General features: G+C 42.4%; 24 protein-coding genes and 4 tRNA genes. 9 read left to right on the top strand and 19 right to left on the bottom strand.

Annotated elements, in window-relative coordinates:
• Positions 1-50: 50 nt before the first annotated feature.
• A complete protein-coding gene (locus ITG09_18610) occupies positions 51-1,193 on the bottom strand; it encodes a fatty acid desaturase (protein ID UPR54946.1) in 1,143 nt (380 codons plus the stop codon).
• A gap of 166 nt (positions 1,194-1,359) precedes the next feature.
• Between ITG09_18610 and ITG09_18605 the strand changes: the two genes are divergently transcribed.
• Positions 1,360-1,905, top strand: coding sequence for a GNAT family N-acetyltransferase (locus tag ITG09_18605; protein ID UPR54945.1), 546 nt, complete (start codon positions 1,360-1,362; stop codon positions 1,903-1,905).
• 170 nt (positions 1,906-2,075) lie between these two features.
• On the opposite strand, the gene ITG09_18600 is transcribed toward ITG09_18605, so the two are convergent.
• The 12 genes from ITG09_18600 to ITG09_18545 all read right to left on the bottom strand — a co-directional run bounded on the left by ITG09_18600 (position 2,076) and on the right by ITG09_18545 (position 14,232).
• The gene (locus tag ITG09_18600; protein ID UPR54944.1) at positions 2,076-3,101 is read right to left on the bottom strand and encodes a GGDEF domain-containing protein; all 1,026 of its coding nucleotides are present in this window, start codon (positions 3,099-3,101) and stop codon (positions 2,076-2,078) included.
• A gap of 282 nt (positions 3,102-3,383) precedes the next feature.
• Positions 3,384-4,319, bottom strand: a complete 936-nt coding sequence (gene ylqF, locus ITG09_18595) for a ribosome biogenesis GTPase YlqF (protein ID UPR54943.1) — start codon at positions 4,317-4,319, stop codon at positions 3,384-3,386.
• A gap of 167 nt (positions 4,320-4,486) precedes the next feature.
• Positions 4,487-4,801: a cytochrome c gene (locus ITG09_18590; GenBank protein ID UPR54942.1), complete on the bottom strand. Its 315-nt coding sequence runs from the start codon at positions 4,799-4,801 to the stop codon at positions 4,487-4,489.
• A 337-nt stretch (positions 4,802-5,138) separates the two neighbouring features.
• Positions 5,139-5,828, bottom strand: a complete 690-nt coding sequence (locus ITG09_18585; GenBank protein ID UPR54941.1) for a response regulator transcription factor — start codon at positions 5,826-5,828, stop codon at positions 5,139-5,141.
• 95 nt (positions 5,829-5,923) lie between these two features.
• Entirely contained in the window at positions 5,924-6,805 is an 882-nt protein-coding gene (locus ITG09_18580) for a hypothetical protein (protein ID UPR54940.1), read from the bottom strand.
• The gene (locus ITG09_18575; protein ID UPR55209.1) at positions 6,795-9,179 is read right to left on the bottom strand and encodes a fimbrial biogenesis outer membrane usher protein; all 2,385 of its coding nucleotides are present in this window, start codon (positions 9,177-9,179) and stop codon (positions 6,795-6,797) included. The genes ITG09_18580 and ITG09_18575 overlap by 11 nt, the downstream gene beginning before the upstream one ends.
• A gap of 91 nt (positions 9,180-9,270) precedes the next feature.
• Complete coding sequence (locus tag ITG09_18570; protein UPR54939.1) at positions 9,271-9,957, bottom strand: molecular chaperone; 687 nt, start codon at positions 9,955-9,957, stop codon at positions 9,271-9,273.
• Positions 9,958-9,959: 2 nt separating this feature from the next.
• Complete coding sequence (locus ITG09_18565; GenBank protein UPR54938.1) at positions 9,960-10,685, bottom strand: molecular chaperone; 726 nt, start codon at positions 10,683-10,685, stop codon at positions 9,960-9,962.
• Between the two features lie 98 nt (positions 10,686-10,783).
• The gene (locus ITG09_18560) at positions 10,784-11,281 is read right to left on the bottom strand and encodes a hypothetical protein (GenBank protein UPR54937.1); all 498 of its coding nucleotides are present in this window, start codon (positions 11,279-11,281) and stop codon (positions 10,784-10,786) included.
• Between the two features lie 78 nt (positions 11,282-11,359).
• The gene (locus ITG09_18555; protein ID UPR55208.1) at positions 11,360-11,713 is read right to left on the bottom strand and encodes a hypothetical protein; all 354 of its coding nucleotides are present in this window, start codon (positions 11,711-11,713) and stop codon (positions 11,360-11,362) included.
• 959 nt (positions 11,714-12,672) lie between these two features.
• Entirely contained in the window at positions 12,673-13,677 is a 1,005-nt protein-coding gene (ltaE, locus tag ITG09_18550) for a low-specificity L-threonine aldolase (GenBank protein UPR54936.1), read from the bottom strand.
• Between the two features lie 39 nt (positions 13,678-13,716).
• Positions 13,717-14,232 carry an NUDIX hydrolase gene (locus tag ITG09_18545; GenBank protein ID UPR54935.1) on the bottom strand — a complete coding sequence of 172 codons (516 nt, stop codon included), beginning with the start codon at positions 14,230-14,232 and terminating at the stop codon, positions 13,717-13,719.
• 288 nt (positions 14,233-14,520) lie between these two features.
• Here ITG09_18545 and ITG09_18540 point away from each other — a divergent pair, with 288 nt between their 5' ends.
• The 8 genes from ITG09_18540 (at position 14,521) to ITG09_18505 (ending at position 19,535) form a co-directional block, all read left to right on the top strand.
• Positions 14,521-16,176: a DUF3763 domain-containing protein gene (locus tag ITG09_18540; GenBank protein ID UPR54934.1), complete on the top strand. Its 1,656-nt coding sequence runs from the start codon at positions 14,521-14,523 to the stop codon at positions 16,174-16,176.
• Between the two features lie 11 nt (positions 16,177-16,187).
• Positions 16,188-17,633: an ATPase RavA stimulator ViaA gene (viaA, locus tag ITG09_18535; protein ID UPR54933.1), complete on the top strand. Its 1,446-nt coding sequence runs from the start codon at positions 16,188-16,190 to the stop codon at positions 17,631-17,633.
• Positions 17,634-17,832: 199 nt separating this feature from the next.
• Positions 17,833-17,906: transfer RNA gene (locus ITG09_18530), tRNA-Cys, on the top strand.
• Positions 17,907-17,956: 50 nt separating this feature from the next.
• Positions 17,957-18,032, top strand: a tRNA-Gly gene (locus tag ITG09_18525).
• An 80-nt stretch (positions 18,033-18,112) separates the two neighbouring features.
• Positions 18,113-18,199 (top strand) — tRNA-Leu (locus ITG09_18520).
• A gap of 61 nt (positions 18,200-18,260) precedes the next feature.
• Positions 18,261-18,334: transfer RNA gene (locus ITG09_18515), tRNA-Cys, on the top strand.
• A 448-nt stretch (positions 18,335-18,782) separates the two neighbouring features.
• Positions 18,783-19,235: a hypothetical protein gene (locus ITG09_18510; protein UPR54932.1), complete on the top strand. Its 453-nt coding sequence runs from the start codon at positions 18,783-18,785 to the stop codon at positions 19,233-19,235.
• A 51-nt stretch (positions 19,236-19,286) separates the two neighbouring features.
• Positions 19,287-19,535: a hypothetical protein gene (locus tag ITG09_18505; protein UPR54931.1), complete on the top strand. Its 249-nt coding sequence runs from the start codon at positions 19,287-19,289 to the stop codon at positions 19,533-19,535.
• A gap of 311 nt (positions 19,536-19,846) precedes the next feature.
• Here ITG09_18505 and ITG09_18500 read toward each other — a convergent pair whose 3' ends face one another.
• The 6 genes from ITG09_18500 to ITG09_18475 form a co-directional block, all read right to left on the bottom strand.
• Complete coding sequence (locus tag ITG09_18500; protein ID UPR54930.1) at positions 19,847-20,635, bottom strand: lipase; 789 nt, start codon at positions 20,633-20,635, stop codon at positions 19,847-19,849.
• A gap of 105 nt (positions 20,636-20,740) precedes the next feature.
• Entirely contained in the window at positions 20,741-21,712 is a 972-nt protein-coding gene (locus tag ITG09_18495) for a TonB family protein (protein UPR54929.1), read from the bottom strand.
• A 5-nt stretch (positions 21,713-21,717) separates the two neighbouring features.
• A complete protein-coding gene (locus tag ITG09_18490; protein UPR54928.1) occupies positions 21,718-22,140 on the bottom strand; it encodes a biopolymer transporter ExbD in 423 nt (140 codons plus the stop codon).
• A gap of 1 nt (position 22,141) precedes the next feature.
• On the bottom strand, positions 22,142-22,987 hold the full coding sequence (exbB, locus tag ITG09_18485) for a tonB-system energizer ExbB (GenBank protein UPR54927.1): 846 nt from the start codon (positions 22,985-22,987) through the stop codon (positions 22,142-22,144).
• 107 nt (positions 22,988-23,094) lie between these two features.
• Positions 23,095-24,576 carry a DUF560 domain-containing protein gene (locus ITG09_18480; protein UPR54926.1) on the bottom strand — a complete coding sequence of 494 codons (1,482 nt, stop codon included), beginning with the start codon at positions 24,574-24,576 and terminating at the stop codon, positions 23,095-23,097.
• Between the two features lie 54 nt (positions 24,577-24,630).
• Positions 24,631-25,359 carry a transferrin-binding protein-like solute binding protein gene (locus ITG09_18475; protein UPR54925.1) on the bottom strand — a complete coding sequence of 243 codons (729 nt, stop codon included), beginning with the start codon at positions 25,357-25,359 and terminating at the stop codon, positions 24,631-24,633.
• Positions 25,360-25,425 lie beyond the last annotated feature (66 nt).

Here is a 25,425-nt window from a genome sequence, read left to right as displayed (position 1 = left end):
AGACAGTTTGAGCCTAGGCGCTTGATAAAAAAGAATATGTAATTAAAAGGTTAAGCGTACTGTTCCACTGTCATCGCCCAATTTTTCTTCTGTTGTTCGAAATTCATTTTGATTTGTTGGTAACGAACTTTAAGTACAGAGTGTTCGTATTTTTTCACAACGTTCTCGCGCTTGCTTTCAAGTAGTTGCTTTTTAACTTCGTAATATTCGTTCATGTTTGATACTAGAGCATCAAACTCTTGTTGAAGCTTTTCCGCGATTTGTTGCTTGTCGGCACGGTGCATGATTTTTTGCTGCGTGAGCTTAAGTAGCATAGCTGCTTCTGCCTTCTCAATACGAGCTTGAGGCGTTTTCTTGAGCTTGCTTGCTAAGCCCATCAATGAAGCGCTTTTAATTAGCCATTTTGTTGGATCGTATTGCCACCAGTAAATGCCATTACGGTAGTCGTTTTCAAATATGTGGTGGAAGTTATGGTAGCCTTCGCCAAAAGTTAGAACTGCTAGCACACCGTTATCTCGGGCCGTGTTTTTGTCGGTAAAAGGTTGGCTACCCCAGATATGAGCAAGAGAATTAATGAAGAAGGTTGTGTGGTGGTTAAGTACCAAACGAACAGCGCCTACGATTAACAACATACCTAGTACATCACCGTAAATCATACCTAAAGCGATAGGAACACCGAAGTTCATCAGTAATGCCAACAGGACATAGTGTTTATGCTGCCACATTACAATCTTGTCTTTTTTAAGGTCACGACAGTTTTCGTAATCTGTGTACATCGCGGTGTTGTAGTTACGAATCATCCAGCCTATGTGTGAGTACCAAAAGCCACGTTTTGCAGAGTATGGGTCTTTGTCGTTGTTATCGACATGCTTGTGGTGAACTCGGTGATCAGAAGACCAGTGTAGCGCGCTGTTCTGCAGAGCAAATGCACCACCTAATGCAAACAGGAATCTTAGGCTTGAATGCGCTTCAAACGCTTTATGAGACCATAAGCGGTGATAGCCTGTCGTGATAGACAGATTACAAAAAGTAAAACAGATCGCTAGCCATATCCAGTGCTCCATATCATAGCCAAAAAAGTAGCCATAAACGGGAGCCGCAACAACAGCAAGCAGCATACTAGAAGAAAAAACAAAAATATTGAGCCAGATTAATGGTGGCTTTTTTGTTGATGGTTTGTCAGCACTATTCATTAGCAAATTTCCATTGGGCTTACATCTGTGCGCTAGAATATCAGCGTACACGTGTAAGTCAATATTGAAAGTGTAAACGTGTATTAGTATGTTTTGCTTAAATATTGTATAAAGGTAGTGTGAAATGTAGTAGCAAGTCATAAATGGAAGTACTAAGGGCTAATAAATGGAAATTAAGGTAGCTGAATATAAAGATTATGAGCGGATTGCCCAATTACACGCGGATAGCTGGAAGCTATATTACCGTGGCATTCTTGCTGATGATTACTTAGAAAATGATGTTTTGGAGGACAGATCTGTTATTTGGCAGACTCGTTTGATTAATCCTCCTTTCAACCAACATGTGTTATTGCTTGAAGAAGGCGGTCTACTGGTTGGTTTCGTCTGCGCGTTTGGTAATCACAACTTTGAGCGTGGCACGTTCATTGATGCGTTACACGTTGACAATAATTATCGCGGTAGAGGTGTAGGCAAGCGTTTATTGTCTGAACTATCGAAGTGGTTGCAACAATATTATTCGGACTCAGGGCTTTACCTAGAGGTGATGTCTGAGAACCACCAAGCGATTGCTTTTTATGAAGCGATTGGTGGCAAAGAAGAACTAGAGCAAGTTTGGAACGCACCATGCGGCAGCCAAGTGAACGAGAAAGTGATTTCTTGGAATTCTCCCGTTGAACTTGAACAGAAAACAGCAAGCGTCGTGTATTCTTAGCTGACTCTTGTTGAATGCTGTTTTTTTTGCTGAGTAGCAGATTCTTAACGAAGCTATTTTAAAGAAGAAGAACAAAGACAAAAGCCCCGAGCATTAAGTTGCTCGGGGCTTTTTTGATTGGGTCTATGGTCGTTTCAATGATTCGTAAAGGCGCGTGAAATATTAGGCGATTAATCACACCATGTGATCTTATTTCTACCGCCTTTCTTGGAAATGTAGAGTGCTTGGTCGGCGTCGTCGATAAGCTGTTCGACAGAACCAAGGGCTTGAGGAGCATGTTTCACACCGATTGAAATCGTTACTTCTAACCTAAGGCGGGCAGGGGATTCTAAAAGGGAATTAACGAGCGATTCAATTGAAGCCTTAGTTTCTCCTTGAACCATCACCAAAAACTCTTCACCGCCGTATCGAAAGCAGTTACTGCTGGTCGGTAGCCTTTTTTGAATCTCATCGGCCAGTTCCTTGATCACCATGTCACCCATTTGATGGCCGTAGGTGTCGTTAATCGATTTGAAATGATCAATATCTATCATGATCGATGTAATGGACAGCTGACGGTCTATGCTCGGTTCTATCACCTGATGAAGATAAAGGCGATTATAACAGCCCGTTAGTGCGTCTTGGTAGGAAAGGGCCTCAAACATATTGGATTGTTTGCGAAGCTGGATGGCTTGTTTACGCAACTGCTCGGATTGAGCGAAGCGTTTGTGTACTTCCAAGTCACGTCTTATACAGGCCGCTGAGATTAGGATGTAAGCCGAGATATAAACGGAAATTGTTTCTATCTCATGCTTTGGTTCTGCTTCATAAAGCAGTGGAGCAAGGCCTATGAGATAAGCTAAAAAGATAAACGACAGCGTAGAGATACTGTATTTGGCTGACAATCTTGAAAACGTACCAATGTAGATCATGACGAGAATGATACCGCCTTGGTAGTCGAAATTGTTCAGATCAATCGCAAGCCGACCAACATAAACTAAGAACAGCGAGCTAATTATAAGGAAGGTGCTTTCTACGATTTCTAAAATGTTGGGCTTACTTGTAATGCAGTATCTGGCGGCAGCCATCATCAACAAAAAAAGTATGACTCGGAAAATGATCGGTGTAATGCACTCACTACCAAAGTGGATGTAGTCGGTGACGATGAAAGCACAAAATATTGAGATCGGGATGTAAATGAAATTTATGTACGGCAAATAAATTTCATTGTCGAAATAGGTTTTAAATCTTTGATTCTTGAACCCAGAATAAGAGCGCATTGAGAAATTAGCCGAGATTGATACACAATAATTTGCGTAGTATGTCACAGTCTTTGGGATTGTAAACGACCGTTTCTATAGATTTGTCAGTATGTTAGCTAGATCAACAAACGGTAGCAGGCAATATTCACGTTCTATTATCGATAGAACGTGAATATCTAGAGGCAGGTGTAAGAGTAGTAAACAGAAACTAAAGCAGATTATAAAAACTAATCGCGATTAACGCTTGTTCTTCAAGTAACGCTTACGACGCTCTTCTTTTTTCTTAATCTGTTGTTCGGCTTTCAGCGCAGCCGCTTCTTCAACTTCGACCAGCTCTTGTGTGATCATTTCTGGTAGTTCAAGCGTTACCTTGCCTAACGTACCGTTACGTAGCTCATGCAGTAGGATTTCAGAACATTTGTGAATGTCGATATGACCACCGGCACGAAGTGCACCACGCTTACGACCAATCGCTTCCATTAGTTCGATGTCAGACTCTGGCAGCTCTTCAATTTGGTAACGTTCTTTTAAAAGGTTAGGGTATTGCTTTGCTAGGTATTCTACTGTGTAGAATGCTACTTCATCGTATTCCATTGCTGTATCTTTTACAGCACCTGTCGCAGCCAAGCGGAAGCCACTGTGTGGGTTTTCTACTTTAGGCCAAAGGATTCCTGGAGTGTCTGAAAGGATCACGCCATTCTGCAGGTTAATACGTTGTTGACGACGAGTCACCGCAGGTTGGTTACCAGTAACCGCGATCGTACGTCCAGCTAAGCAGTTGATGATGGTCGATTTACCCACATTCGGAATGCCCATGATCATTGTACGAATGTTCTTACCCATCTGTTCACGGTGCGGCGCCAGTTTACGTACTAGCTCCATAACGTGGTTAACTTCTTCTTTTACGCTAGTCGTAATCGCAATCGCTTTAACGCCTTGCTCTTTCTCGAAGTGCTCAATCCAACGTTGAGTCAGTTCAGGATCTGCAAGGTCACGCTTGTTCAACACTTTTACACAAGGCTTATCGCCGCGCAGTGAAGAGATCATTGGGTTTTCACTACTGAACGGGATACGAGCGTCCAGTACTTCGATGATCACGTCAACTTGTGGGATAACTTCTTCGATTTCTTTGCGGGCTTTATGCATGTGACCCGGAAACCATTGAATAGACATAGAGATAAACCTTGATAAATATATTTGCTGCACATTGTAAGGGTTGGATGATACGTGTAAAGGTATATCTATCCCGACCTTCAATGAGCCCAGTGAGTTTGCTTGAAGTATAGGCGACTTGGTGATGTTTATTTAGCTGATGATTGACTTAATGAAAGTGGGAGCCGCTAATTTTGTGAAGCGTAAAAAGCCGCCACATCTCTCAAGTCTTGATCGTTGAGCTTACTCAGTTGTGCTCGCATCATATCCGCGTAGTCACCTTGTCTTTCCTCGTTTTGATACGCTTTCATTGCGTTAAAGAGATAAATTGGATCTTGGCCAGAAAGCTTGGGATAGGAGTTATCAGTCGAAGGGCTGGTGGGGTTATGACAAAAAACGCAGCTTGGTGATTTCACTTTTCCTAGTTCAGGATCGCCAAAATCAGAGGCATTAAGGCTAGAGGAAAGAGCTAGTAATATTAGAGCGAAGGATTGGTAATACACGTTTCTACTCCGGTAAAAACATGATTATAAAGCTTACCTTAAGGGGAAGCTCAAGTTCTATTTGCTCTAGGTGAGTAATTACATGTGGTTTAGAGTGAATTTTGACATCTTTGTTAGGAAAGTTGTGTAGATCGGAACTGTTAAGCTTTCTGGAAGCTGTGAGTCATAGAATCGAAACGTGTCGTGAGGCTTAAGTTTTTGTTATATGCGGTTGTTGGATCTCATAGCAGAAACTTGTTAGGGGGGGGAACTTGGACCAAGCTTTGAAGGGGGGACTTTCGTCAACGGTCATCGTGCTTGTTGGTAACTGTGATTTACTATTGTCTTTGTGTCGTAGTTATACTTTGAGCTTTATGTCTGGTTGTATAATAGTCTCTAAACTATTGATAAAATATGCTTTTCTTATCGCTTCTTTGCGATTTGTGACATTTATTTTTTTATATATGTTGTATACGTGCGTTTTTACCGTGCTTTCTGAAATAAATAGATCGTTTGATATTTCTAAATTTGAATCCCCTTTAATTACTCGCTTGAATATTTGAACTTCTCTTTTCGTAAGGCTAGATAGTATTACTTTCGACTTGAAAGTGTAATCGTGTCTATTAGATAAAATATGGGACATTAACTTTCTTGGCAGCCACAAATCGTCGTCACACACTGTTTTTAAACAACGGGTAAGGTGATCAATAGGAGCGTCCTGATAGATGATTCCTTTTATATTAAACAAGTTGAATAGTTGTATTACAGTAATACTCTGTCCGGTAATGTCAGCAGGAACATCGTAGACTACCCATTTATTTGATTCTATTTTTGATAATATGATGTTGATGTCTTCGATATTTTCCAATAGTAAGTAGCTAATAAGTACGACATCGAAAGTCTTGTGGTTATTCGACCGCTCAATGCTCGTAATGCATTCTCTGCTAAAAGAAAAATCACTGTATTTTTCTATTTCGCGTTGAATAAACTGGTTGTTAATACCATTGTCTCCAATTAGGAGCATGTGTTTTAAATTGTTTTTTTGCATAACTTAATCCGAGCCTGGAAAATCATGTTTTGATTCTATGACGTTGTCTTTTATAAAATTAAGCTCTACGACTTAATTTTTACATAATTGCATAATTACGGTTGTTGTGAAAGTCGTGGTTCAATAGAAATTTGTAATGTGTCGTCATATTGACCTCCTGGTTTGTTCTCTGTTTCACCAATGACAAAATTCAAAGGGATAGGTTGACCAATCGTAGCGGAAAGACGTTGAATCCTTGCATCCAGTTGCTCAAGGTTTATTCTGTCGCTATCGAGGGAAAGTTGGTATGGAATATCCCATTTAGTCTCATCAGATTCATGACGTAGCATTCCTTGATGGGATGATTCGAATACAATGGTATAAGCTGTATTGCTTTGAACCCATAGGTTAGGTGCAGAACGAATAATCTTGTTTGAATATAATGTCCCTAGGTCAAGGTCATAATGTTGTTGGGTTAATCCATAAAAATGAATTTTCGCAGCAGGCGGAACGTTAACAGATACCGGGAGTGAGCTAGGGCTAATTTCTATTTGTTTACTATCTGAGGTATAAGAAGGCGAGACTTCCAATAACCCTCTATAGGTTCCTGATACTAACCATTGTTTACTTGGGAAACGCATTTGTATTGTTGCCGAAGGCTGGCTATCGGTTAATGATAAGTGCCATTGATTAGCCACCGGCATGCCAATCGGCCCTGACCACTCAAAGTTGAGTTTGTCTTGGTTCGACCCTTTTAACGATCGACTGGTATCGTTAAGTTGCAAAACTAAGGCTAATTCGCAGGGTTCGCCAATTATATTTGCATCTATACGGTAAGTGTTTATTGTTGCGAACGTTCCTGCGCCGAAAACATCATATTGTGATTTAGATGAGACGGGTTTAATCGTCAGCGCATTAGCTTCACACGTGAATGCATAGGGTATATGGTTTATGGCAATGAGAAACAAGGATCCCAAAAGTACTTGTTTATTCAACATACACATCTCCTAGTCTTATCAAATTGTCACTGCGTTCACTGAGGGAAATGATGACTGACTCTTGTTCTTTAGTGTCTAGTACCAATTGATATTTTCCCGGCTTTAATCCAGAGATTGCAAATATGCCGTTACGATTGGTAAAGAAATCAATCGGCAACTGTTTTGCCTCGCCAAGGTAATGTGCTACACCAGCGACAAGTGAAATAGGGTTGTTACCTTGACGATCGAATAGCTTGCCGATCACGGTTAATACAGCATCAGATCCAATCTGGAGTTGGAAGCCCCGTTTATAACCCGGCTTAATCCAAAAAGCGCCGTCGCCTAAGTCATACCCTGGCGGCAAGTTATCGACCTCGTAACTGATTACTTGGCCATTATAAGCAACAAGGTCAGAGACCATTGCACTCGTATCTCCTTTAAGATTAATGCGTGCGTACTCACCGTCTTTTGTGGGATCGATAGCCACATCATTCTCTTTCAGACTCTTATGTTTAGTGACAATCGCAAATGCTTCACGTACTGGTCTGCCGACTGCAACAGATGAACCTGCAAAAGCAAGTGAACTACTAATAGTTACGTCGGTACTGTGGTTTCGTGTTTCACCACTAATCTCTTCAAGCCGAGAAGCGTGGGTCGCATTCAATTCATAACGGTTTGCCGTATAGTTAATCCCTGCATCCATATCGGCATCGGTTTCTTCGTTAGTAATAACACTTGCAAACGCCGACACCCCTCCTGTGTTACCAATATTATTCTGATAGCTGTAATCTAAGGCGGCTTCATTGAGCTCTGTGGTGTAACGACCGACAACACGAGTTTGTCGACTAAGAGGCCAGCTTATGGTGACAGTAGTGCTGATGTCATCGTCTTCGCTTGCGTTATGCCGATAGTTAACACGTGCACTCCAGGTGGCGGGAGTATCAAACAGTCCGTCCGATAAACTCGGGCTAATCAGCCAATAATCGTTCTCTTTGTCTATTCCCGATCTGTAATTGAGGGTCATGGCGGCACGTAGAGACTGACCAAGGTAAATGGAGCTGAATGCAGAGACATAATGGGTGGTTAAATTGATATCGATATCGGAAGCATCAAACCCTGAGACCCCAGTAAAATTGTTGGCCAGATATTCATAACTAAAACTCAGTTGTGGTGACAGCGTGTTCGTATTGGAAAACTCTGCATCGAACGCAAATTTGTAAGCGTCGCCAGTTCCAAATGTAGGGTGTTCGCTACGAGAGGCAGTGAGTTCAGTGACGCCCCATGTAGAAGCGAGTAACGCGGTGGCACCATATTGATAAAGATCTTCACGGGTTTGAAAGTTCGTACCCAACGTTAACCAAGGGCTAATACCAACATCAATATAACCATGGAAAATACGTTCGTCGGTTAGGTACTCTAGTTGTCCATTTTGTAATTCAGAAGGTGCTCCATACATGATGCTATATTCAAACTCACCGCTATTGAGCAAGTCATTACCAGTTGCAATAGAAAACTCGATACGTTCTTCATTCCCTGACCGGTCGGTGATGACGAGTACAATATCATTGCTACCTTGCGCCAGGGGGATATCACTAAGGTTATAGCTACCAGCGCCTAGGGTTAATCGTTGGACTGCGATCCCATCTATATAGACATCGACATTTGAAGCCCTTTGAAGGGTGAATGATTGATTGGCTCGTGGTCGTGCATTTCTGGTTGGAATGAGTGTGAAATCTCGCGTTAACCCAATACCAAGTATGTCGGCACTGTCCTGAAAAGATTGACCACTGTTGTACATATCGCCAAGAACCAGTCGTGTGCCTTGTTCGGCAAAGTCAATATTAAGACGAGATCCTTCTCTTACGTATCGCGAATCTTGTGATGAGCTGTTTTCTAAATAGGATTCGTACTCAAAGTTTAGATAACCAACGTTAAGTGCTGAGTCGAATTGACCACGATAGAGATCCTGCCTTGACGAATTCTGATCCACATATTGGGTCTCATTGGCGGAAAGGGCAAAGTTAACGTATCCACTTAATAAACTTGGTTCGGCATAGTTATAAAAATCATCTGCGCCGTTCATAGACAGTTGTTGGGTTAAGCTAAATTCAGGCGGTACCGACACGATGCATTCTAATGATGAGAAATCGAAGCTCAGATCTAATCCTACGCTCTCAAAATGATGCTGAGACAGCATCTCATCGTCTGTTGTGTCATTGAGTTTCCCAATACCTTCTTGAGTTACGACGGACGAAAGGAGAGAAAGCGTATTTTCCTTCGGTAACAAGATCTCGTTGTTTGCGGTAATGATAATGTCCGCTTCCCCCAGTATGGTGTCACTTATCCTTAGTAAAGAGGTAAGTTGAATATCTCGCCCTGTTGGATTCAAGACCATTTCCTGGCCCCGAGCTGCAGGGCTTAAGGTGGCACAATAAAAAAGTACTAATCCCAAGACATACAAAACTTGCCACATCTTGTGATGGGTTTCAGTTTTCATGCCCATGGTAAGTGCCCATTGGTAAGTAATTTAAAGAAGAAGAGAAAGTAATAGTGGAGCGTGGTGGAATAAACTGTTCACCTAAAGCCGCATGCACTTTTTTGCTCTGAGATTCGAGCCCAGAGAAATGAAGTAACGATGTATAGGTAAATCGTGACCCAGAATTAGTGAGTGTTAGTTTGCCTTGTTCATCTATGTGTAATTTCACGTCTGGTTCTAACGAGGATGAGTGAATGTGCAACAAGGCATTGTAGTGAACTTGTAAATTGATACCGGTGGTTAAACCGATGGGTTTATCTATTCTCGCGTTGTTCTGGCCGATATTTACGGTACTGAAACGAATGAAATAACTCTGAGAGGTTTCGAGTGTTCTGTTACCCAACCATTGTATACGGAATACTTGACGTTCTCCGGGGGCTAACATCGCGGCTGGTGGAAATACAAACATCTCTTCATTCGCTAGATCAGATGTCTCGAATGTACCATCAGGTAAGAATGTTAATCGACGAACGTTAGCTTCAAGTGGGAGAGTTTGTGTTGAGTTGTTAGTCACAACCAGTTGAGATGCTGCCCGGTGATCGGTGTTGAGTTCGATGACGGTTGGAAACAGTGTTATGCCAAACGCTTGTGCACACAGAAAGCAATAAATGAGCGCTCCCCAAATATAACGTCTCATTACTATTGGTCCTGCTCTATTTCAATCGATAAGGTGTTTACGTCATAATTTTTAAGAGGTTGCATTTCGAAAAAACGAGTGGAGTAGGGAAGGATTAAAGTTCCCGGAATACGTTTGGCGATTTCTACGCCTTTTAAATATGTTGAATTTTTACCATCAGATATTTTCCATGTTGTATTTGTTAATCGACCATAACTATTGCCACTGTTAAGTACTTCAAGAACCCATTTGTTCCTCTTGTCATTTTTTTCGATATTTTTTACTTCTAGCTGAGAAGCCGTGTTTTGAGGTCGGACGTTGATAAGCGTATTAAACTGAAGTAAAAGGCTTACTTGCCCCTGATTGCTGCTCGCTCTTTGAACTTTTACTTGCTTAACAGCAATGCGATACGCTTTAGACTCTGTGATGGAAGGATCGCCTAAATACCGCACCATAATCGATTGCGATCGTCCAGGCTCAATAATTGCGGTCACTGGAATCACTAGTAGCTCGTCGTCAGCAGGAGTGGTGGTCTCTTTGCCATATTTGTCCATTGTCATGTAGACCGGAGACAGCTCAACCGTGAGTGGTTCTTGAGATGAGTTCTCAACCCTCATGGTCATTTGAGCCCTTTTCCCAAGGGGTGTCATTTCCATAGACATCGGTTCTACTTTGAACGCATTAGCGGACAAACAAGTGAATGACAATAGGAAAAGAACGATCCATTTATGCATGATCCATTTATACATAGCGAAGAGCTCCAAATTAAACTTATATCGTTGATATTGATATTGATATTGATATGAGATTAAGTCGGAGGCCGAATAAACCCCCGACTTATTAGCCTCTAATTAGAGGTGATATTTACGGTCAATGTATCTGAGTAACCACCTGCCCATGGAGAGGTTTCTGTCGTTACAATATCAATGGATGCAGTAACACCTGTCGCTAATGCGCCAGAGCCGGCATAAGAATTACTGACTGAAACGTCATTTAGACCTGGGCCCCCTGGTGCATTAAGCGTGAAAGGAGTTAAGCCTGACGGGTTGAATGTTGCATCATATGTAAGAGCGTAGTCTTCGCTGTCGTCTGACTCTAGACCACCTTCAGCACTTGTCAGTGTCACAGTTGCACCATCGACGTCGTTACACTTCATGTTAAGGCCACTAACAGAAAGGTTTTGAATTTGAGATACGTTACCAAAGTCCATCAGTTGCGTCGAAAGACCAGTAACTTCACATACAGGTGAAACAAATCCAACTAACTGGACATCACCAGGAGCGGCTTGGGCTTGAGCACCAAAAATAGCTGTGACTGTTGCTGCGTAGAGTGTTAGCTTTTTCATTAGAAATTCCTTTATCTTAAATGATTGGCTCGAATACTGCTGAGCGTATGTTGTATCTGCAGATACATTGCAGAGTTTTCACTTCGTCACGCTATGAATCGAAGGGTAAACTTCGATCTCAATAACGTCTTGATAATAACCTGCGAAACGCAAGCTATTTTCGAGTGCTACCCTAAGACTCCCATGTTGAGAGAACGGGATAACACCAGAACTGTCTATCATTACTGGTGAAGTAAGTTGGCTGCTGTGCCTACTTTCATAAAGACGAATTTCGTCTATTTGTAATGAAAAATTGTAACTCTCAATAATATCAACCCCTTGATGTTGATATTTTAAGCCCCCATGTTTTGAGTTGATCGTTATACCCAACGGACGGTTACAATAGATATTAAAAGGCAACGATTGCACATCACGGTGTTCCGTAAAGTTCATGATGTTGCCAGAGGAAAAATTTATTTCGCATCGATCTTTGATCTGACCGCTAATTCCTAGCGTTAAACTATTAGCATTGACATAGGATGAAATCGATAAACTAAGGATTAATACAGATGCGGTGAAGTTATGAAGGATCCTAAATACTCTAACCATAATTTCACCTCCCAACGATTGAATGTAACTTGTTGCTTAACTTTGAAAACTATATGTGCTCTAAAAAATGGTGAAGTAGTAAAAAAAGTTTATTATTTAATAGAAGTATGAGTTTTAGTATGATTTTAATCTGAGGCGTAGAGACTTAAAAATTAGATAATAATATTATATTCAAATAGATAGATGACTTTCACTAAAGAATCAGGCTGACGACAATTTTTTATTTAATTGATAAAAGTAGGGTTATGGTCTACTGATGCTCATTTGTATTGGATTTTCGATGGGTTACTGTTTTTTGCATCATAAAATTGACAGTATTATTAAAGAAATACGAATTTGATAATTACAATTTGTAAGATAAATAGAGTAGTGAATAATTGTATTAACGGATCGTGATTATTTAGGTAGGTGAAAATTTATCAATTAAAATTAGATGGTTACAGAAAACCATTTAGGAATGATGTGATCTATTTCTAACTACCACATGTGTGGAGATTACCAAATAAGCTATTGACACTGACTTATTTACCTTTAGTGACGATTCAATGTTTTATGTCACTAATGCGAGTCAAACTTAACCGATAATAGAATGCTGAAATGTGGGGATAACTCTTAGAAGGTATCCGCATAGGCCAAAACGAGATCGCGTTCTGTTCCAATCAATTTAATGTGCTTATTAGAAAACTATCAGGCTTCGAAAATTTATTTCCCCTGGAATTGTTGACCGAAATTTTTGAAAGATTAAAGCTTCTCACGGGAAGCTTTAATCTTAATTACGATAGAGGCCAATCTCGTTAAAAGAGTTAAAGCACATTTTCCAACTTTGTTAAGAAAGTAGCGATGTCTTCTGAACGGATATCTCTATGAGTAACAAATCGAACAGGATTCCCTGGTGACATCGTAATGCCTTGTTCGCCAAGCTCTCGTGCGATACGGTTGATATCTACGGACTCATCTAATTTAGCAAACACAATGTTAGTTTGGATGAAATCAGGGTTAACAGAAAAGCCTTCTAGCTTGTTTAAACCAATCGCTAGATTTTTTGCATTGTCGTGGTCAGCTTTAAGTTGTGCCACGTTCTCCGTGAGGGCCATTTTACCTGCTGCGGCAAGAATGCCAGCCTGACGCATACCGCCACCCACCATTTTACGTAGGCGGCGTGCCTTGGCGATGTACTCTTTACTACCAAGAAGTAGAGAGCCAATCGGCGCGCCTAAGCCTTTTGATAAACAGATCGTCATTGAATCGAAGTGTTGTGCGATCTCTTTAACGTGAACATCCAGTGCCACTGCCGCGTTGTATACGCGCGCGCCATCTAGGTGCATTTGCAGGCCGTGTTGGTTTACGAACTCACGTGCTTCCGCTAAGTAAGACATTGGTAGCACTTTACCATTGATCGTGTTTTCCAAACTAAGAAGCTTGGTACGAGCAAAGTGGTTGTCATCGGGCTTAATTGCAGCGGCAAGCTTTATGAAGTCTAAAGTGCCGTCTGGGTTGTTCTCGATTGGTTGAGGTTGTATAGAGCCAAGTACCGCGGCGCCGCCAGCTTCGTATTTATAGTTGTGGGCCTGTTGGCCACACAGGTATTCATCACCACGTTCACAGTGCGCCATTAAACCAAGTAGATTAGCTTGCGTACCAGAAGACGTGAACATTGCCGCCTCAAAGCCCGTTTCATTCGCTGTCCACTGTTCTAGTTCGTTGACGGTTGGGTCATCGCCATAAACATCATCGCCCACTTCTGCGTTTGCCATTGCGTCACGCATAGCTTGCGAAGGTTTAGTTACGGTATCAGAACGAAAGTCCATGTTTCTCTCCTAGAGTACTTCAGGTAGTCGTATAATTGGCTAAAGGTGGCCACATAGTTGGGCTTTACTTAAACAAGCGATAGTTTTGGTATCAGTGACTTGATCGTGTCGTATTTTATCGTGCAGTTCTTCTAAGCTCAGTTCGATCACTTCTATTACTTCATCTTCATCGCATTCAAAGCGGGTCGTGAGGCTTAAGTCTTTTGCGACGAATAAGTGTTGTATCTCATCACAAAAACCCGCCAGAGGTGTGACTTGCCCTAAACTCTGAAAAGAAGTTGCACTGTAACCTGTTTCTTCTTCCAACTCTCGCTGAGCACATTGAAGAGGTGTCTCATCAATTTCCATCGTGCCAGCAGGTAGCTCTAAAAGCCATTTTTTAAGAGAAGGTCGAAACTGGTTAATAAGGATAATTTTTCCAGACGCAGTAATAGGAAGAATAACGGCCGCGCCAGGGTGGTGTATTGTTGTGTGTTTTATTACAACACTCGTAGGGAGTGTTACGCTCTCTTCAACGAGAGAGATACTTTTCCATTGATGGATAACTTTATTCATGCAGTCTGGCCACATTCCTTGCCAATTTGTCGTATAACTGAAGACGTGCACCACCATAACGTCTATGGTGTCGAAAATAAAAGAAAAATTCGGTTTAGTGATAGGGCTTCTTTCGCACCGTTCGTGATGCTACTCTCAAATTTGGAATCTATGATTACGCGAAAATTACAGTCGTAACCATCTGATATAAAGGCAACTCAATAATAAAATACACTTGTAACAAAGTACTAACAAATGTATAAAAACATATCTACACTCTCAACTGTTCATAGATTTTCGGAGTAATGCATGACCCCCTCTATTTCCTCACATGCTGACAAGGCGCTACTCTCTGAAAGAATCAACAAATTAGCGCATGCTCTCTCAGACGGTGTCTATGAAAGAGAAGACACAATTAAGCTTTGTTTACTGGCTGCTCTTGCTGGTGAAAGCGTGTTTCTATTAGGCCCTCCGGGCATAGCAAAAAGCCTTATCGCTAAACGCCTCATTCAAGCTTTTGACAACAGTAGCTATTTCGAATATTTGATGACTCGTTTCTCTACTCCTGAGGAAGTGTTCGGCCCACTAAGTATCCAAGAATTAAAAGATAATGGTCGTTATGTCAGACTGACCGAAGGCTACCTGCCAACAGCACAGGTTGTGTTCCTTGATGAGATCTGGAAAGCCGGTCCAGCAATCCTAAACACGCTACTTACTGTAGTGAACGAAAAGACTTTCAAAAACGGCAGTGATATTGAACGTGTACCGATGCGTTTATTAGTGTCGGCATCTAACGAACTTCCAGATGAAGACAGCGGCTTAGAAGCACTTTATGACCGTATGTTGGTTCGCGTGTTTGTAAACCGTATTCAGAACAAACAAAACTTCAAATCAATGCTGACGACAGGCACATCTCAAGAAGCGGTGATCCCTAAAGGTTTGGCAATCACTGATATTGAATACCATCAATGGCAGAAAGAACTCGATAAGCTCGAACTAACAGACAACTCATTTGATAAGTTATTTGAACTGAAAACCATGCTTGAGGAAACGGTTAAGAAGCAAGGTTCTGAGTCAGAGTCAGAATTGTATGTATCGGATAGACGCTGGAAGAAGGCCGTTAAACTATTGAAAGCGAGTGCGTTCTTTAGTGGTCGCGATAGCGTGAACCCACTAGATATCATGCTTCTGCAAGATTGCTTGTGGCATAGCCCGGAATCACGCGATGTGGTTCGTAGCGTGGTGAAAGACTTTGCATTAAACCGAGCGTTTGATCAACAAGAGTCGAAAGCTCAAATTGAAATGTCTCGTGAAGAATTAGAAGAGATTCAAGACGATGTTGAATCAACGTTGTCTGTGTCGCTTTCTATGGAGTCAACCAGTGGCTTGTTGCGTAAAGACGTTTACCAACATGACATCAAGAACGCGAAAATGTACAGCGTGGGCAGTGCCTACAATCTAGTGAAACTGGTGATGCTGCAGAGCAACATGTCGGTGTCTGAATCTGAGAAAGGTGATAGTCGTTGGGTATACGTAGCCAAAGATGATTTTGACCGTGTGCTTAAAGAAGGCCACGGTGATATTTACGGTTACGTAAACGAAAATAAAAATCTATGCCGTTTAAAACTCGACTTGGATGCATCGAATCAATTAGTGATTAAAGACATTGCCAATCGCTCTGTATTGGTGAGTGTGGTTACTACTGACGGTTTAGACCAAGAATTGTACAACAAGTGGTTGAGTGGTGCTGAGAAAGCCTTAGAACAGTTAACTGAAGCTGAATTCAAGTTAAAACGCGTTCGTACTGAATTCCATGATGCGTTGCCTCACAACTATATTGATCCTGATTTACCGAAGGCAATGGAAGCAAGCTTGCAAGCTGTAACGCAAGATCTTGAAACCACGAAAGTGAAGAGCAGTAAGATCGCACAGCGCATTAAGTTCATGAGCCAGTACTTCGAGTAAGGGGAGCGCATATGTTAGGAGCAGACGGCTTAAACCTCGCTTTGATGGTAGCTGACTCAGGAATCATCGATACAGCGATGAATGATCTCATCGCTCGTTCTCAAGTCATGATGGCTGCTGAGAACAAAGGCGTGAAAACATCAGTGAAAAACCATTTGGTTAAGTGGCGCGGTAAAGTAAAAAAACGCGTCACTAAAGTGTGTGAAACTGATCGATTCCAAGAAGAAATTGCACTATACCAAGAGGTCATCTACTGGGATGAACCCCAGTTTTTTGATGAGATTGACAGTGTCATCAAAAAATTGGAGTGGCACTCAGCGTTCTACCTACAAGCAAGACGTTTAATGGAAAACAACAAAGGCGTTTATAACGCGATGTTTCCACATTACTTTTGTGACCAATGGTACCAATCGTTGTCAGATGCCATCAAACAAGCTCAAGTAACCGAGCTTGAAACAAGCAAAGAAAAAGTCTTAGCCGACCTTTACCAACGCATGGAAACCATGAAAAACATGGACAAAGTGACGGAGTCGGGTGATGAAGGCAGTGTAGGGCGTTTGTGGGACATGGCATCTGCCAAATTAAGCAAAACAGACCTTACTATCATGAAACGTCATGCTGAGTTCTTGAACAAGCACAAGGGCTTGCAAGAGATTGCCGAAAAACTTGGTCGTATGGCAGGTGAGGAAGATGATCCTTTGCTGCACAAAGCCCCTGTAGAAGAACTGCAGATGGTGGAAGAGAAAAGCGATGAAGCCGTTGATGACATTGTCGGGATTCACGAGAGTGATGACCTCAATAAGATGTTGCCAAACGAGACCATGTTTTTAGCTTATCCAGAGCTTGAGGTTATCTTCTATAAGCATTTGGCTGACAAGCGCTTACTCAGTTACCGCTCGCAGGGTAAATCTCGTACGTTACGCAAAGTGAAGGCACAAAAGCCGGATAGTAAGAACGTGGATATAGAAAAAGGCCCCTTCATCGTTTGTGTGGACGCGTCTGGCTCGATGAGTGGTTTCCCAGAGCAATCTGCTAAAGCAATGGCTTATGCCTTAATGCAAATCGCTCTCGCGGAAGAACGAGACTGCTACGTGATTCTGTTCTCTTCTGAGCAGATCACCTATGAGCTAACACGACAAGATGGTCTGCGTGAGGCGAGTGATTTCTTAAGTTACTCATTCCACGGCGGTACGGATTTAGAACCTGTGCTGATGAAGTCGATTGATTTGATGACGGGTGATAAGTACAAAAACGCAGATTTGATTGTGCTTTCTGATTTTATTGCGCCTAAGCAGTCTGACGAGATGATCGCTCAAGTCGAAAAACTGAAAGAACACAAAAACCGTTTCCATGCGGTGAGCTTATCTAAGTACGGTAACCCTCAACTTATGACCATGTTTGACCATTGTTGGGCATATCACCCAAGCTTGGTTGGTCGTTTCATGAAGAAGTGGTAACGCCAATACACCTAAATTGAACCCATTTTGCTGTGTGTTTTTTGATAGAAGAGATCGAACATGCAGCAATTTGATTTAAATGTCAGCAAACGGAATTTAAATTCACTTTTTTGTTTGACTATCTCCTCTCAATCCGTAAAGTAGGCACCCGAACGCAGCGGTGAGGCTTACTTAAGTCCCTAAAGTGTTGAATTAAAAAGGCGCCTTGGCAGAGTGGCTATGCAGCGGATTGCAAATCCGTGGACCTCGGTTCGACTCCGGGAGGCGCCTCCATTCTCTTTCTCTTACGTTTTGATAAGGTAAGAAATTAGAAGAATGAAAATGCGATACTAGCTCAGTTGGTAGAGCGCAACCTTGCCAAGGTTGAGGTCATCGGTTCGAACCCGATGTATCGCTCCAAATTTTGTAGTGTTGATTCATTTCGACATTAAGATGGTGTTTTACTTTTCAGTAATCGGCATCGCAATAAAGAATTGCGTGCCCTGGTGGTGGAATTGGTAGACACAAGGGATTTAAAATCCCTCGGCGTTCGCGCTGTGCCGGTTCAAGTCCGGCCCGGGGCACCATCTATTTGATTTCTACTTTTGGTAGAGATCACAGAGTAGTTCTCTTAAAACACTCATTGAAGGCGCCTTGGCAGAGTGGCTATGCAGCGGATTGCAAATCCGTGGACCTCGGTTCGACTCCGGGAGGCGCCTCCATTATTCAAAGTTGAAAGGCCAGCAGAAATGCTGGCCTTTTTACTATCTAGAATTGGGAAATACTTTCTCTTCAAGATCCTATAAATCACTCTATAAGATCTCACAATGCTGTCTTGAGCGCTTTTCACAATCGTTGCTGCCATAGCTTCTATATTGAAGCGAAAGACTACTCCCACATTGATGTTATACACTCCATTGACCAGTGGCTTGTCCGTCCCGTCGCTTATGGGTTCGTCGTTTCTATTTAAATACAGCCCCTATATTTAGCTTTTCTCTTTTCTCTAAACAAGCACTAAATATCAATACAAGTATTTGGATTTTTAATGTTCATCTTTATCGTATAAACCCAGTAAATTCAATAATATATAGTTACAATTAGATTCTGTAAGTATCGATTTTTTGGTCTGACTCGTGCATCAACCCAATTACTCATACGAAGGAGCTACTCATGTTCAAAAATACATTACTGACTTTGGCCACTTGTACACTGGCACCAGCTGCATTCGCAATCACATCGAACGATATTGATGACGACCGCATTCCTACCATAAAGAGTGCAGTGGAGCACCAAAATGGTGCGTTCATTTCTCAAAACGGTCATCTTGAGCCCGCGGTTAGTAAAATTAGCGGTGAGGTTGGAGAGATCATTAACGTCGCGTTGTTAACGGGTAATGAAAGTCGTCTGCTATCTAACTGTTCGTTGAACGCAACAGGGTTGGTGCTACGCCAAACTACAGCTTCAGTTTCTGAGGATGCAGAAGCAATAATGCTTAATCCTGAGGATCATTTTTGGGGACACAATGCACCAACCGTTGAAAAGCAACTCGTTGGTATATCGAATTATCTGTCTGTAAAAGCGGAGGACATGCAATTCGAACTCGCGACACCGAATGGAAGTTAATGGCGCTCTTTAGATCAAACTAAAGTGAAGGAATCTCAATCTTGGAGCGAGATGAATGAATACCCAAATGGCACCCGCTTTGTAGTAGCAATTGGTCTTGAAGAAGATCTAATTCGTGACAATAGCCACTATATTTACGCAGAGAAAGTGGAAGACCAGTTGGTATTTATTGATGGCCAGACTAACTTAGCTAAAGATATGGCACCTACGTATCTATACGACCAATTTGATTTCGCACATCTTAAGATACCTCACGTAACGACAATGATGTTTTGGGCATTGAAACCTACTCAAGCTTAATTATTCCTATATCTAATAGAGTATTTATCTCCTGATATGATCTGGCACGTTTACGATTTAAGGGCTTGAGAAGCTTTGGCTCCAATTCGTGATGTCATTCAAGTAGAGAGTGGGATGATAACTCAGGTTGCTTCTACTAATTTTCACAATTGAACCAATTAAGTTGTTGCACTGATATAGCCAGCGATTTGAAGAAAGAGCCGTCAAGATTCAAGCTTTAATATCAAAAGCGCTATAGATATAGGTTAGAAAACAAAAGAGCATAGTCTGTAATAAGTCTGTGCTCTTTCTTTCTTGGATGGCAGATATGTTCAATGCTTATCAAAGAAATCTTTGTTGCGAATATACTTGCTCATTAAGTGGTAAGAGAAAGGTCTTATCAGCCAACTAAAGATAGAGCGACCAAGGCGGATTAATGTCGGTGTGTTTTCGTAGATGCGCCCGTTATAAAGCCATAACACTTTGCCTACGTGCCAATAGAGTAACGGTACGGGTGGCATGAAGGTCACGATGTCGATGTCACAGCAGATTCGGTAGGTCTTCTTACCTAAGCGATAGTGCTTTCGAAAACTCCAGTCACCAATGGCGGGTTGGCCAAAGGTCACTATACGCTTGATACAGCCTGGATATTTTTGATCAAAGTAATCGGCAAAGACACAACCAATAGAGCCTCCGGAAGAGTGACCAGTAATAGAAACTCTTTTGCCTTGTTCTATTAGAGGAGTGAGCGTGGCTTCCAAGCGTTCAATAACGGTTAAGCCAAGCTTATCTTCATTACGACTTGGCTGACTTTCTTGAAACATCAGATGGTAGAAGCCCGCATGTACACGGTAATCGAGCCCAATTCTTTTGCAACTTCTTGTCCATAGAGCAAAGGTCAGCAACCAATCTGAGATACTGTGCGATCCTTTGATAACCACAACCACTTCATCTTTGTCGCTGCTCCACAACACTCGAATCATGGTTTTGCCAAACTGGTTCTTAATGATGCGTTGTCCATTGGGGTCAAAACCATAGCGAGTTTGTTTAAAAACTCTAGGGTAGGCGAGGTTACATAGAACGGCATAGCGCTCATATTGATATCGTTTTAGTGGTTTCACATGTTCACTTCTTAATAAGAGTTACTTAAAACTCTAGTCGTTGAATGTGAAATACACATGAAAACGCCACTTGCTTGGTTCATTATAGAGAAATCGAAATAAGCCTCAAAAGCTAAAGTTGATGGGAAGCGTAAGGCTTAAGCGAGTACCTGCTATGCTCGTCGGGGGTTTAATTAATGGTTGAGCGCGGTAAACAAGGTCGACAGCTTCGTTGTCTAACGAAAGTGTCCCCGAACTTTTAAGCAACACAACGTCAATCACATTACCTTGGCGATCCATTGTAAATTTGATAACAGGCATGCCTTTCTTCTTCATGCGCTTTGCTTTTCTGGGGTAACGCTTTTCTCGCTCAAGGTGTGCATGAAGTGCTTGCTGCCAATTAATTTTGGCCGCTTTCCCCGCTTCAGAAAGTTGCCCAACCCGAAGCGCACTCGCTTGCTGCTGGCTATTTTCAGCTATTAAATTAGGTTGAGAGTTTGCCGTTTGCACGACTTGTTGTTGGTCTTTGAGATCATCACTGATTGGACGCGGTTTCTCCATCGGGACTGGTTTCACAACCGCCTTTTGGGGATCGGGGGTGACTTTAGGTTTTGTCTCTTTGACAACGGGAGGCTCTGGACGACTTTTAGGTGGTACAGGCGTTTTAGCAATCTGTTTTGGCTCCTCGGGCTTATTTTTCGTCTCTTTTTCCGGCTTAGCCTCTTGGTTTATTACTGATGAAAGCGCGTTTGCTTTCTCAACCTCAACAAACTTTGGCTGCTCTTTCACAGGTGTTGGTTTGACGAGCGGCTGTATCTCCTCAATTGTTGCAGCTTGGAGCATCTGTTCTTGAACAATCTCAGGTTGATTTTCGCCTATCTCCGTATCTTCTACTTGTATTTTTGCCATCGCGAGAGGAGCAACAATTGTAACCGTAATGGGTGCTGCTTGCGGAGGCGGAGCAAAATCGTACTCAGGTGTCCAGAGGTAGTAAACAAGTGCAGATAAGTGAAGGGCAACACTCAATGTAAAACCGACGACAAACCAACGTCGACGAGGCTTACGTGATCTGATACTTAAGGTGGCAAAAATACTCATGCTTATTACCCCTGCGGCGCTTCTAAACCAACGAGCGCAATCTGGCTGTATCCGGCGCGTATAAGTGTGTTCATGACTTTCATGAGTTCGTCATACGTAATGCTTTTGTCACCTCTTAGATAAATCCTCTGATTTTGGTCCTCTATAAGTAGTGGAAGATCATATGATAGCTGTTCTAACGTTGAAGTTTTATCCTCACCTAATGTTAGCTCTAACCCCTTACCAATGGTAAGAAACAAAGGTTTATCAGGTAACGGTGTGGCTTCAGCAGAAGATGAAGGAAGATCGACGGGCACATTAACGGTAGCCAATGGTGCTGCTACCATCACAATGATGAGTAGAACGAGCATAACATCAACCAAAGGCGTCACATTGATATCGTGGTTCTCGACCAGTTCATCGCTGTCTGAAGATGTTTGAAATCCCATATCACACCACCTGCTTTAATTGTGATGGTGTCTCTTCGTTATTATCGCGGTCACAATCTCGGCTAACAAGTACCATGGTCGCAACAGAAACGTCTGTTAGGAGTGCTTTGTAGTGTCCAATACGGCGAGAAAAATAGTTATACATCATCACCGCAGGGATAGCGGCAACCAAACCGATCGCTGTTGCGAGTAGTGCTTCAGCTATACCAGGAGCCACAACCACAAGCGTCGTACTTTTGGCTTTCGCGATGCCGATAAACGCATTCATAATTCCCCAAACTGTACCAAATAGGCCGACGAATGGGCTAACTGAACCTATGGTTGCCAAAATGCCGGTTAGTGACGTCATGTCTCGGGTTAACTCCGCTTGCACTCGCTCAAGTCTTAATTGAACGCGTTCTTTAATGCCGTTATGAGTCGCAGGGCCTTGACCGGACATATAGATTTCGTGCTGTGCAGCGGTCACCACGGAGACTTCTTGCCCTGTTTGTAGTGTAAGAGCGGATTCCGCATGCTGAAGAGTGTCTGCGGTCACTAAGGTTGCTAATAGTTGCTTAGTTCTTTTCGTAGCAAGAACGAGCTGTATCTGCTTAGTAATGAAGACTGCCCAGCTCAAAATGGAGGCGACTAATAAAGCGATCATAACCGACTTAACCACCCAATCCGCAGCATGGTACATTCCCATCGGCGAAAGATCGTGGGTGATCAATGGATTTGAAGGTGGGGCAATCTGTTGGTTTGAGACCACAGTATCGGAGATAGGTTGAATCGACGTATCACTCAAAGAATAATGGGAAAACGTCAGCATTAAAAACACTGACGCGATACGAAAAAAAAGCGTTGTCATTAGGTATCACTCACTAGGGATTGAATTAGGCTGGTGGAATAAATTTCCACGTTGTCGCTACCTATACCGAATGAAATTAAAAAAACCGTAAAGAAATTTTAGTTATTTTAAAAACGCCTAGTGAACTTGATAGTGATCTCATTTTGCTGGTAGGTGTAGAGCCAATCAACATTGCTTTTTATTCTTTTATGATTCCAAACCAATGAAGGGGTAACACCGAATAACTTGATATCTTTTAGCGCAGCAGAGAGTGCGTAGTTTTGCTCTTGATCTCTGCGCGTTTCGCTTAGAATGCTATTGAAGCCTTGGTAGTCACGATGTCTAAACGATCCAAAAAGTGTCAGATCAACCCAAGGAATTACATCGGAATTTAAGCCAATTTTACCGCCATAAAGCTCGTAAGCATGGACTTGTTCTTTGTTCTGCTTACCTGTCCAGTCTATGCCACCGAATAACAATAGGTCATGATTAAATTGGTACCAATAAGTAAGATACGAAGCCAGCTGCCAGTCTGTTTGATAGCTGAGTACACTTGGGATGTAGTCTTGGTAGTCGGCTTTGAACTCGAATTTAAGGGCACTGCTTTGGCTGGTTGTTCTAAGCCAGTCTAACTTAATGCCTGAGCTGAAATAAACAGAGCTGTTCGCGTAACGACTTAGTTCAAAAGAGGGGCCGATTGATACTTTGTTGAGGCGATAATGAAAACTGTATCCGAAGCTGATTCGAGAAGTATGTTCATTGTAATCACTGTTGTTCCCGTAGTTAGTGCCATAAGTTAGGCCTTGTAAATGAATACCGTGGTGTCGAGACAAAGATAAACGTTTATTGATACTCGCCTCAAAATCGATCCCATATGCTTTTTCTTTTTTAGGCGTAACACGGTCAAAGAGACACTGGCCTGTGTTGGATGTCACTAGGCAAGTATAGGATTCAGAAGAGCTGTTTAAGTTATCATTAAAAGAACCGCCAATCGCCACAGACCCGTTCCAGCTGTCGCGAGCAATAAGCGCTTGGGTAAAGCTGTCGATGGTTCGAATCACGCCAGCAGCTCTCGGATTTTGTGAGGGTATTTTTGATTTGATTTGATTGAACAGATTAAGCGCATCTCGGTTTTGGTTACTTTCAAACAAGACTCGTGCGAGCTCTAACTGCGCGGGCATAAAATTGGGTTGTAAAGCTAATGCGTGTTCGAATGCGAGTTGGGCGTGTTCCAGATCACCTTTAGCTCGAGAAATTGCGCCGTCAGCATATTTCAGTAACAGTAGGTCAGGCTGTTCAAACTGTCGATAGATTTCCAGTAACTGGCTAGCTTGCACCCATTGACGATAACGAACAGCAAGATGAAGAGCTTTTGCGACTTGATTCACATCATTTGTGTCGATCTCATATCCAGTTTGGGCTGGTTTTGGGGAGTTAGCTTCGCGCTGGTTCTCTTCTTCAAGTATTGCTTGTTCTTTGTTTTGAGCCGACAGGGCGTCTCGTTGTTCAATACGAAACTGCGTATCCGTGTCTTGAGACCAAGAAAGAGGTGAAGAAAAGACGCAAGATAATAGTAGGCAACGTATAAGTGGAGTGGTGTTGGAGTTCATGTGGTGCTCATTAAAAAGAAGCAGCCGAAGCTGCTTCTTAGCCATTGAAGGTGATTACTGTTTTGCACCGCCGAATGCAGTATCAAGATCAGAGTTGCCAGCAAAAGTCGCAATACCAGCAAGTGTTGCTGCATCTGCGCCAAAGAAGTGACCTTGAGAAATACCTTGAGTTGTCACTCCTGCTTGGTTAGCTGTTGCCGTACCATTGAACGAAGCGCTTGCTGCATCAATTGTGCTATCCACATTGATAGATAGAGACGCATTAGCAATGTCGCCTGTTAGAGTTTGTTGAGCGAAATCAGCAGTAAACGTGCCTGCAAGTTGGTTACTACCGCTAAAGTGGTTAATACCAGTAATGTTGTACGTCGCGGTACCTGAAGTAGGCACAGTGGTACCAGTATTGTCGCCTACATAGTAAACAGTACGGTTGTTGAATTCTTCATCTTGTCTTCCTTCATACCACTCGCCAAACCAAACGTCTTGGTTAGCCGCTTGCGCAAAGTTGTAAAATGATGAACTAAAGTGCTTACTGCCAGAAGTATGTACATTATTTCGCTCTTTACTACTGAAGATATTACCTGCTAGTCCATCGAAATCGACGCGCTTACCTGTTGAGCTGCCAATGCCGGCTTTACCTTTTGCGTGAAACAGTGGGACGTAAACTTCAGATTCACCCACCTGACGTAGAGAGTCGTCGCTAATCGCGCCATCAAAACCTGCTTGTACAAGTGGGCTAAGGCCAATCATTGCTGCCGCGATCCATGAAAGTTGAACTGGTTTCATTTTGATTCCTTTTAAATTGAGTATGGTAAGTAAAAAAGCAAACCCAACATCCGGTGCGCGCGACAG

It is taken from the genome of Vibrio cyclitrophicus, assembly GCA_023206055.1.
In the GTDB taxonomy this organism is placed as follows: domain Bacteria; phylum Pseudomonadota; class Gammaproteobacteria; order Enterobacterales; family Vibrionaceae; genus Vibrio; species Vibrio cyclitrophicus_A.
Note: the sequence above shows the minus strand (reverse complement) of the source record. Positions and strands in the feature narration are given on the sequence as shown.

Excerpts from the sequence above, each read along its gene's own strand:
- ITG09_18480 (UPR54926.1), bottom strand. The coding sequence starts at position 24,576 with ATGAACTCCAACACCACTCCACTTATACGTTGCCTACTATTATCTTGC.
- ITG09_18490 (UPR54928.1), bottom strand. The coding sequence starts at position 22,140 with ATGGGATTTCAAACATCTTCAGACAGCGATGAACTGGTCGAGAACCAC.
- viaA (UPR54933.1), top strand. The coding sequence starts at position 16,188 with ATGTTAGGAGCAGACGGCTTAAACCTCGCTTTGATGGTAGCTGACTCA.
- ITG09_18495 (UPR54929.1), bottom strand. The coding sequence starts at position 21,712 with ATGAGTATTTTTGCCACCTTAAGTATCAGATCACGTAAGCCTCGTCGA.
- ITG09_18580 (UPR54940.1), bottom strand. The coding sequence starts at position 6,805 with ATGTTGAATAAACAAGTACTTTTGGGATCCTTGTTTCTCATTGCCATA.
- ITG09_18605 (UPR54945.1), top strand. The coding sequence starts at position 1,360 with ATGGAAATTAAGGTAGCTGAATATAAAGATTATGAGCGGATTGCCCAA.
- ITG09_18555 (UPR55208.1), bottom strand. The coding sequence starts at position 11,713 with ATGAACTTTACGGAACACCGTGATGTGCAATCGTTGCCTTTTAATATC.
- ITG09_18475 (UPR54925.1), bottom strand. The coding sequence starts at position 25,359 with ATGAAACCAGTTCAACTTTCATGGATCGCGGCAGCAATGATTGGCCTT.
- ltaE (UPR54936.1), bottom strand. The coding sequence starts at position 13,677 with ATGGACTTTCGTTCTGATACCGTAACTAAACCTTCGCAAGCTATGCGT.
- ITG09_18565 (UPR54938.1), bottom strand. The coding sequence starts at position 10,685 with ATGTATAAATGGATCATGCATAAATGGATCGTTCTTTTCCTATTGTCA.
- ITG09_18540 (UPR54934.1), top strand. The coding sequence starts at position 14,521 with ATGACCCCCTCTATTTCCTCACATGCTGACAAGGCGCTACTCTCTGAA.
- ITG09_18545 (UPR54935.1), bottom strand. The coding sequence starts at position 14,232 with ATGAATAAAGTTATCCATCAATGGAAAAGTATCTCTCTCGTTGAAGAG.
- ITG09_18585 (UPR54941.1), bottom strand. The coding sequence starts at position 5,828 with ATGCAAAAAAACAATTTAAAACACATGCTCCTAATTGGAGACAATGGT.
- ITG09_18570 (UPR54939.1), bottom strand. The coding sequence starts at position 9,957 with ATGAGACGTTATATTTGGGGAGCGCTCATTTATTGCTTTCTGTGTGCA.
- exbB (UPR54927.1), bottom strand. The coding sequence starts at position 22,987 with ATGACAACGCTTTTTTTTCGTATCGCGTCAGTGTTTTTAATGCTGACG.
- ITG09_18510 (UPR54932.1), top strand. The coding sequence starts at position 18,783 with ATGTTCAAAAATACATTACTGACTTTGGCCACTTGTACACTGGCACCA.
- ITG09_18560 (UPR54937.1), bottom strand. The coding sequence starts at position 11,281 with ATGAAAAAGCTAACACTCTACGCAGCAACAGTCACAGCTATTTTTGGT.
- ITG09_18610 (UPR54946.1), bottom strand. The coding sequence starts at position 1,193 with ATGAATAGTGCTGACAAACCATCAACAAAAAAGCCACCATTAATCTGG.
- ITG09_18575 (UPR55209.1), bottom strand. The coding sequence starts at position 9,179 with ATGGTCTTGAATCCAACAGGGCGAGATATTCAACTTACCTCTTTACTA.
- ylqF (UPR54943.1), bottom strand. The coding sequence starts at position 4,319 with ATGTCTATTCAATGGTTTCCGGGTCACATGCATAAAGCCCGCAAAGAA.
- ITG09_18505 (UPR54931.1), top strand. The coding sequence starts at position 19,287 with ATGAATGAATACCCAAATGGCACCCGCTTTGTAGTAGCAATTGGTCTT.